Source organism: Nocardia sp. NRRL S-836 (genome assembly GCF_001279525.1).
Lineage (GTDB): Bacteria > Actinomycetota > Actinomycetes > Mycobacteriales > Pseudonocardiaceae > Lentzea.
On record NZ_LGDY01000087.1, the window covers coordinates 1 to 210 of the forward strand.

Here is a 210-nt window from a genome sequence, read left to right on the forward strand (position 1 = left end):
CGGCAGATCATGACCGCTTCCTCGAAGGCGCCCAACGCCTCCCTGCGCCGCCCAAACTCAGCCAAGGTGCCTCCGAGGCGGTTCAAGGACTGGGCGAGGTCGGGAAGGTAGCGGCTCGGCTCCATCTCAGCCAGCCGCCGGCAGATCATGACCGCTTCCTCGAAGGCGCCCAACGCCTCCCTGCGCCGCCCAAACTCAGCCAAGGTGCCT

At 67.6% G+C, this 210-nt stretch carries 1 protein-coding gene; it reads right to left on the reverse strand.

The window, feature by feature from the left end; genetic code table 11:
- The coding region (locus tag ADL03_RS50745) for a hypothetical protein (RefSeq protein WP_369808956.1) at positions 1-149 on the reverse strand (149 nt) is incomplete at its 3' end.
- Positions 150-210 lie beyond the last annotated feature (61 nt).